This window comes from Streptomyces sp. CHD11 (assembly GCF_018638295.1).
Taxonomy (GTDB): domain Bacteria; phylum Actinomycetota; class Actinomycetes; order Streptomycetales; family Streptomycetaceae; genus Streptomyces.
This window is the reverse complement of sequence record NZ_JABTTS010000080.1, coordinates 1-1,707: the sequence shown is the minus strand read 5'-3', so window position 1 is coordinate 1,707 and position 1,707 is coordinate 1. Positions and strand designations below refer to the sequence as shown.

Genomic DNA, 1,707 nt, shown 5'->3' with positions numbered 1-1,707 from the left:
GCCCCACTGGCAGCCGGAGGGGATGGCCGGGGTCTTGGCGAGGATCTCCGAGACGGGGTAGCGGGACTCGCGGCGTACGGCCATGAAGATGCGGGGCATGACGGGGAAGTGGAACGCCATGTGGCACTCGTCGCCGCCGGCGGAGTAGTCGCCGAAGTAGTCGACGACGTCCTCCGGCCACTGGTTGGCCTCCGCCAGTACGACCGTGTCCGGGTACTGGGTGTCGATCTCCTTGCGCACCCGCTTCAGGAACGCGTGGGTCTCCGGGAGGTTCTCGCAGTTCGTCCCCTCCCGCTGGTACAGGTACGGCACCGCGTCCAGGCGGAACCCGTCGATCCCGAGGTCCAGCCAGAACTTCAGGGCGGAGATCATCTCCTCCTGGACGGCCGGGTTCTCGTAGTTGAGGTCCGGCTGGTGCGAGAAGAAGCGGTGCCAGTAGTACTGCTTGCGTACCGGGTCGTACGTCCAGTTCGACGCCTCGGTGTCGACGAAGATGATGCGGGCGTCCTGGAACTGCTTGTCGTCGTCGGCCCACACGTAGTAGTCGCCGTACGGTCCCTCGGGGTCCTTCCTGGACTCCTGGAACCACGGGTGCTGGTCGCTGGTGTGGTTCATGACGAAGTCGATGATCACGCGCATGCCGCGCTGGTGCGCGGAGTCGACGAACTCGACGAAGTCGGCGAGGTCGCCGAAGTCGGGCAGCACGGCGGTGTAGTCGGCCACGTCGTAACCGCCGTCACGCAGCGGTGACTTGAAGAACGGCGGCAGCCACAGGCAGTCGACGCCCAGCCACTGCAGATAGTCGAGTTTGGCGGTCAGACCCNCGAACTCGACGAAGTCGGCGAGGTCGCCGAAGTCGGGCAGCACGGCGGTGTAGTCGGCCACGTCGTAACCGCCGTCACGCAGCGGTGACTTGAAGAACGGCGGCAGCCACAGGCAGTCGACGCCCAGCCACTGCAGATAGTCGAGTTTGGCGGTCAGACCCTTCAGGTCGCCGATGCCGTCGCCGTTGCTGTCCTGGAAGGAGCGGACCAGGACCTCGTAGAAGACGGCTCGCTTGAACCAGTCCGGGTCCCGGTCCTTGGCGGGAGTGTCCTCGAAGGTGTCCGGGACGGGTTCGTTGACGATCATGTGGTGGCTGACCCTCCGATCTGCGGGGTGGGCGGTCGCAGAGCCCTGCTGTGCTCACCGGAGGGACCGTCCCCCGCCCCCTGGCCGACGACGAGCACATGTGCCCCGCCGGGGCCGAGACGCACATAGTTGGCCCTGCCCCATGCATAGACCTCGCCGGTGAGCTCGTCGCGCACCGGCACCGACTCGTGCCACTCCAGGCCGAGTTGCGGCATGTCCAACGAGACCGTCGCCTCCTGGGTGTGGTGGGGGTCGAGGTTGGCGACCACCAGAACGGTGTTCGAACCCTGCCGCTTCGAGTACGCGATGACCGACTCCTGGTCCGCCTGGTGGAAGTGGAGATCGCGCAGCTGACGCAGGGCGGGATTCTCCCGGCGGAGGGTGTTGAGCCTGGTGATGAGGGGGGCGATGGTCCGCCCTTCCTTCTCGGCGGTTTCCCAGTCGCGGGCGCGGAGCTGGTACTTCTCGCTGTGGAGGTATTCCTCGCTGCCTTCGCGCAGGGGGGTGTTCTCGCAGAGTTCGTAGCCGCTGTAGATGCCCCAGGTGGGGGAGAGGGTGGCGGCGAGGACGGCGCGG

General features: G+C 66.6%; 1 protein-coding gene and 1 pseudogene. Both read right to left on the bottom strand.

Annotation, left to right across the window (positions count from 1 at the left end; translation table 11 throughout):
* Window positions 1-1,131, bottom strand: a 1,131-nt coding sequence (locus tag HTV45_RS33230) for an alpha-amylase family glycosyl hydrolase (protein WP_251693405.1), incomplete at its 3' end; no start/stop codon positions are given.
* Window positions 1,128-1,707, bottom strand: a pseudogene (locus HTV45_RS33225) (alpha-1,4-glucan--maltose-1-phosphate maltosyltransferase); the annotation flags it as partial. The pseudogene HTV45_RS33225 and the gene HTV45_RS33230, both read right to left, overlap by 4 nt.